At 67.5% G+C, this 5,489-nt stretch carries 6 protein-coding genes; 3 read left to right on the forward strand and 3 right to left on the reverse strand.

Annotated features, from left to right (window positions below):
• Positions 1-56: 56 nt before the first annotated feature.
• Together AC1VAN_RS09600 and AC1VAN_RS09605 are read right to left on the reverse strand one after the other, a co-directional pair.
• Positions 57-458: a hypothetical protein gene (locus tag AC1VAN_RS09600; RefSeq protein WP_312401772.1), complete on the reverse strand. Its 402-nt coding sequence runs from the start codon at positions 456-458 to the stop codon at positions 57-59.
• Positions 459-518: 60 nt separating this feature from the next.
• Entirely contained in the window at positions 519-2,087 is a 1,569-nt protein-coding gene (locus AC1VAN_RS09605; RefSeq protein ID WP_025875621.1) for a DNA recombination protein RmuC, read from the reverse strand.
• Between the two features lie 55 nt (positions 2,088-2,142).
• Between AC1VAN_RS09605 and AC1VAN_RS09610 the strand changes: the two genes are divergently transcribed.
• Complete coding sequence (locus AC1VAN_RS09610) at positions 2,143-2,748, forward strand: glutathione S-transferase family protein (RefSeq protein ID WP_442251392.1); 606 nt, start codon at positions 2,143-2,145, stop codon at positions 2,746-2,748.
• Positions 2,749-3,023: 275 nt separating this feature from the next.
• On the opposite strand, the gene AC1VAN_RS09615 is transcribed toward AC1VAN_RS09610, so the two are convergent.
• On the reverse strand, positions 3,024-4,031 hold the full coding sequence (locus AC1VAN_RS09615; RefSeq protein WP_080150189.1) for a zinc-binding alcohol dehydrogenase family protein: 1,008 nt from the start codon (positions 4,029-4,031) through the stop codon (positions 3,024-3,026).
• A gap of 89 nt (positions 4,032-4,120) precedes the next feature.
• On the opposite strand from AC1VAN_RS09615, the gene AC1VAN_RS09620 reads away from it, so the two are divergent.
• Together AC1VAN_RS09620 and AC1VAN_RS09625 are read left to right on the forward strand one after the other, a co-directional pair.
• Positions 4,121-5,095: a LysR family transcriptional regulator gene (locus AC1VAN_RS09620; protein ID WP_081794606.1), complete on the forward strand. Its 975-nt coding sequence runs from the start codon at positions 4,121-4,123 to the stop codon at positions 5,093-5,095.
• A gap of 12 nt (positions 5,096-5,107) precedes the next feature.
• Positions 5,108-5,489, forward strand: a 382-nt coding sequence (locus tag AC1VAN_RS09625; protein ID WP_480985706.1) for a LysE family transporter, incomplete at its 3' end; no start/stop codon positions are given.

Raw genomic sequence — 5,489 nt, forward strand, 5'->3', positions numbered from 1 at the left:
CCTCATGACTCTTCGGGAACGGTCGTGCAGCTGCCGGCCAGCGGCCGGCACTACCGTCAGTCGACGCAGAGGGTGCCTTGTGCCTTGCCACCGTCGATGCGTTGCCGGCAACCGAAGTTCTGGCTGACATCACGCTGGCAGGTGCCGGTTGCCACCGCGCCTGCGGTCACCTCGGCGGACGCCAGGCACTGGCCGCTGCAGTCGCTCTTGCTGCTGCAGGACTTGCCCGCGTCAGCATAGGGAATCACGCACTGCACCCGTTGCAGGCGGCCCAAGGGCTGCAGGGTACCGCCCGCCGCGCGGCAGTCCACATCGCGTGCTTCTTCATAGGCTGCAGCGGCTTCAGGGCTGTCGGCCACCGTGGCTGCCGCGCCTGCATCGTCACTGGCGGGTGGAGCACTGCTGCAGGCGGCAAGCAGCGCGCCCAAGGCAGCGCTGGCAAGGAATCGGAGGCGCATGGCGGTACCTGGTCAGTGAGGACGGCGCCAGCATACGCACCCGGCGATGCAGGTGGCGTGTCAGCCGGCGTTGCCGTCTTCCTCTCCGTCGGCAGAGGTCAACTGCTGCAACGGATCGGGGGTCAGCTCAGGGGGCAACGCGCGCTTTGATTTGCTGCCCAGTTCGGCAAGTCGGCGGGCACGGCTGATGGCTGACTGCGGCGAATCGATCAGGCGGTTGCGCGCGTCGGCGTAAGCCTTGCCTGCATCGTCGAGCTTCCTGCCCATGGCATTGAAGTCCTGCAGGAATCCGGTCAGGGCATCCAGCACCAGTCCACCGGCTTCACTGATCTTCAATGCCTGCTTCTGCACCTTGTCACGTGTCCACAGACGCTCGGCCACCCTCAACAGGGCCATCAGCGTGTTGGGCGAGGCAAACACCACGCGGTTGTCGAAGGCATAAGCCTGCAATGCCCCATCCGCGCCCAGTGCCGCCGACAGTGCGCCTTCGATGGGAACGAAAGCGATGGTGATATCCAGGGTCTCGCTGCCAAGAGCCTTCGGATAGTTCTTTTCGCCCAGATCCTTGACGTGCTGGCGCAGCGCCACCGCATGGCGGCGCAGTGCATCTTCGGACTGTTCCGGCGTGGCGGCATTCATCGCTTCCTGCCAAGCGATCAGGTTGACCTTGCTGTCGATCACCACGCTGCGCTCATCGGGGAACTGCACCACCACGTCCGGCCGCAGGCGCGCGCCCTCATCATCCACCGCGTGCTTCTGCCGCTGGTAGTGGACGCCTTCCTCCAGGCCTGAGCCACGCAGCACGTTGTCGAGCATCAGCTCACCCCAGTCGCCGCGTACCTTGGCACTGCCTTTCAGTGCATTGGTCAGCGCCGAGGCCTGTGCGGCCATGTCCTGGTTGAGGGTCTTCAGTTCGCCCACCGCGCCAAGCAGGCTGGCACGCTGCCGCGCCTCTTCCCCGTACAGCGTGTCGACCCGGTTGCGGAAATCCCCCAGCCTGTCGGCAAAGGGTTTGAGCAGCCCTTCGATGTCCGCGCGTGACTGCACCGTGGCCTGGCGCACGTTCTTTTCGAACTGTTGCCCGCGTTCGTCGAAAACCTTGCCCGCCAGTTCCGCGAAGGCACCGGACAGTTTTTCCTTGGCGGTATCCAGATAGCTGCGCAGCTCGGCGCTGGCGCGTTCGGAATGCTGCAGGTTGGCCAGGGCGCGCGCGTGTTCGCCATGAAGTTGCTGGTAACGCTGCTGCGCCTGCTGCAGCTCCGTGCTGGACTGGGCCAGATCGGCCCGTACCTGCGCCAAGGCAGCTTCGCGCTCGGCCAACATCGCTTCACGACTGGACGCCAACGCGGCCTCCCGCTCCACGCGTGCGGTCAGGGTAGTGACAAGCTGGGCGTGCTGCTGGCTTCGGCCGCGCTCGCTTTCCAGCTCCGCCAGCAAGGTTTCCAGCCGCCCTCTCAGTTGGCCGGCGTCAACCAGTGCGAGGCGATGCTGTTCGCGTTCGGTAACCAGCTGTTGCTGTACTTCGGCAGCGGGTGCGCTGGTGGATGCGCGACGCCACAACAGCACCAGCACCAGCAGCGTCGCCAGCAGCAGCGCCACGGCGACAATCATGAGGACTTCGATGTTCATGCGGCCAGTGTAGCCCCGCTGCGCTAGCCTTGGTTGGACCACGACGGACCCGCCCATGCTTGTTCTCTACGGAAAGCCCACCTCGATCAACGTGCGCAAAGTGCTGTGGCTGTGCGCCGAACTCGATCTGTCGTTCTCCCATGATCCGGCACCTGCGCCGGAGCGCTTGGCTGCGCTGAATCCGAACTTGCAGGTACCGGTGCTGCGCGATGGCGACTTCGTGCTGTGGGAGTCCAACAGCATCTGCCGCTACCTGGCCGCCCGGCAGGGACGAGACGATCTACTGCCGGCCGCTGCACAAGCCCGTGCCCAGGTCGAGCAGTGGATGGACTGGCAGGCCAGCGACCTCAACAGCGCTTGGCGCCACGTGTTCATGGCCCGCGTGCGCCAGCACCCCGACTTCGCGGACGACGCACGCGCCGAGGCAAGCCTGGAACAATGGAACCGCCTGATGACCGTGCTCGACCACCAGCTTGCCGCCAGCAATGCCTACGTGGCGGGCACCGACTTCAGCCTGGCCGACATCGTCCTCGGCCTGTCGACACAGCGCTGGCGCAGCACCCCCGGCAACAAACCTGTGCTGCGCCACGTAGACGCCTGGTTCGAACGCCTGCGCCCCCGGCCGGGCTTCAACGAGCATGTAGACAACGGCGTGGCGTAGCCCGTTTGCTTGGCTTCATCCACGCATGGCGTGGAGCTACTGTGTCGACCAAGGTCGACACCTAYCAACRGCSGCSGGAAWCYGTCRRAGGCGGGGCGGWGTGGGTWGGCAGGACCGTTGGCGCCATGGATGGCGCCATCGAGCCCCCATGGACGGGTTTACGGCGTGTCCTGCCTGCCCACACCGTCCCGCCAACCCGCAGGAGCCCCGCTTTGGCTTTGGCTTTGGCTTTGGCTGTTGCTGTCGCCTCTGCGGGTGCCGGGCGCAGCCCGGCGTTACCAGCCTTCCAGCACGATCTTGCCCTTGGCCCGGTGGCTCTCCAGCAGCGCATGCGCGCGCCGCAGGTTGGCCGCGTCAATGCGCCCGAAGTGCTCGCCAAGCGTGGTCTGCAGCACGCCAGCATCGACCAGATCGGCCACCCGGTTCAGCAGTTCGTGCTGGCGCTGCATGTCCGCGGTCCTGTACAGCGGCCGGGTGAACATGGATTCCCAGTGCAGCGACAGCGCCTTGCGCTTGAGCGCCATCACATCGATCTGGCCCGGATCATCGATCAGCCCCAGCTGCCCCTGCGGTGCCAGCAGCTCGACGAGCTGCGCATAGTGCTGGTCGGTGTGGGTCAGGCTGGCCACATGGTCCACCTGGGTGATGCCCAGCCGGGCCAGGCCCTCGGCCAGCGGCCGGGTGTGGTCGATCACATGGTGCGCGCCCATCGCCTGCACCCAGTCCTGGGTCTCCGGGCGCGAGGCGGTGCCGATCACCGTCAGCTTCGTCAGCCGGCGCGCCAACTGCACCAGGATCGAACCCACGCCACCCGCTGCACCGATCACCAGCAGGGTCTGGCCCTCGCCGCCGCCTTCGGCAATACGCAGGCGGTCGAACAGCAGTTCCCATGCGGTGATCGCGGTCAACGGCAGCGCCGCAGCGGCGGCATCGTCCAGGCTGGCCGGCTTGCGGCCAACGCTGCGCTCGTCCACCAGCTGGTACTCGGCATTGCTGCCCGGGCGATCGATCACACCGGCGTAGTACACCGCATCGCCGGGCTGGAACAGGGTCACCTCGCTGCCGACCGCATCGACCACACCGACCGCATCCCACCCCAGCACGCGCGGGCCGTCGGTGGCGGCGCCGCGCCGCACCTTGGTGTCGACCGGATTCACCGCCACCGCGCGCACCGCCACCCGCAGGTCGCGCGGGCCCGGCTGGGGCAGGGGCAGGTCGAGATCGATCAGGGCCTGCGGGTCGTCGATCGGCAGGCCGGCTTGGGTGTAGGCAATGGCACGCATGGGGGATATCCAGGGAGGAGAGACCACAGCGTGCGCCGTGCGCAGGGGGGCGGAAAGGCGCAGAATCGGTCAACACTTTCACTGCAGCAATGAAAATGGTCCGCTTCGACGATCTGCAGCTGTTTGTCCGTACCGCCGCGCTGGGCAGCTTCTCCCAGGCCGCGCGCGAGGCCGACCTGCTGCCGGGCCAGGTTGCCGCAGCGGTGGCGCGACTGGAACGCGAACTGGACCTGCGTCTGTTCGTACGCACCACCCGCAGCCTGCGGCTGACCGCCGAAGGCGCGCTGTACCTGCCCTACGCACAGGAGGTTCTGAGCACCCTGCGCGAAGGCCAGGCGCGGGTGCAGGGCGAGGACGCCGAACTGCACGGCACCCTGCAGTTGTCGGCGCCGTCGGACTTCGGCCGCAACCTGCTGCTGCCGTGGCTGACCGCGTTCCGCGCGGCGCATCCACGGCTGCGCCTGCACCTGCGCCTGTCCGACGAAGTGGCCGACGTGTTCCGCGACCCGGTCGACGTGGCCATCCGCATCGGCCACTTCGACGACGCCAGCTACGTCGCCCTGCCCTTGCTGGAACAGAACCGGCGGGTGCTGGCTGCGTCGCCCGGGTACCTGCGGCGGCGTGGCACGCCCAGCCGCCTGGAAGATCTGCGCGAGCATGATTGCCTTGTCTACCAGCTCGGCGGCCGCGCCTACGATCGCTGGTCGTTCGAGATCGAGGGGCGCCGCGTGGTGATCCCGGTGCGCGGGCCGCTGGTCTGCGACGACGCCGACGTGGTGCGGCGCTGGGCGGTCGCCGGCGAAGGCATCACCTACAAGTCCTGGCTGGACGTCCGCGACGACGTGCTGGAAGGGCGCCTGCAGGTGCTGCTGGATGGCATCGGCAGCCACATTCCCCTGCAGCTGGTCTGCCCCCATCGCAAGCAGTTCTCACCGGCGGTGCGGCAACTGCACGCGCAGCTGCGCCAGCATCTGCAACCGCTGCTGTCCGCCATGCCCGGCAATGGCGACACGCCCCTGTCGCCTGCGCCAGCACTGGCCGACAATGGCGCTCCCCCGTTGTAAGAGAGTCGCGCCATGCCGTGGATGGGCATCCAGGATCTGTGGACCTTCCTGCTCGCTGTGCTGGTGTTTCTGGCGCTGCCCGGGCCGGGCACCTTCACCCTGCTGACCGCTACCGGTCGCGGCGGTGTGCGCGGCGGCTACACGGCGCTGGCCGGCCTGCTGGTCGGCGACCAGATCCTGATGTGGCTGGCRCTGGCCGGCGTGGCCGCGCTGCTGAAGGCCAATCCGACGGTGTTCCATGCCGTGCAGTATCTMGGCGCGGCGTATCTGGTGTGGGTAGGCATCAGCCTGCTGCGCACGCCCAAGGGTGACGGTGCCGACGTTGGCCCGGTGCGCATGCAGCCCGGACGCTACTTCCACCAGGCGATCCTGGTCAGCCTGCTCAATCCGAAAG

The organism is Stenotrophomonas sp. 05L44_2 (genome assembly GCF_056665995.1).